The following is a 206-nucleotide window of genomic DNA, read 5'->3' as shown; positions in this document are numbered from 1 at the left end:
TGGGTAGCAGCTACTCCAACTACTAGTTTTACTGGTATAAATCCTGGAACTTTAGTAGATCCAGCATTAAGAATTATAGACGGAAGTGGAACTGAAGTATGTATTCAATTTTTAAATAGATTTGAAACACCTTTTATTGTAGAAGGATTGATTGTAAATCCCGTTGCAAACCCATCTGATTGTACCACTGGATTATCAGTTACAGT

At 35.0% G+C, this 206-nt stretch carries 1 protein-coding gene; it reads left to right on the top strand.

Annotated features, from left to right (window positions below):
• Positions 1 to 206: hypothetical protein (locus OU788_RS12875; RefSeq protein ID WP_274635515.1), on the top strand; the 206-nt coding region annotated here is incomplete at both ends.

Origin of the sequence: Tenacibaculum sp. L6 (assembly GCF_028823685.1) — a bacterium.
GTDB lineage: Bacteria > Bacteroidota > Bacteroidia > Flavobacteriales > Flavobacteriaceae > Polaribacter.
The sequence above is the reverse complement of the archived record's forward strand: the minus strand, read 5'-3'. Positions and strand labels throughout refer to the sequence as shown.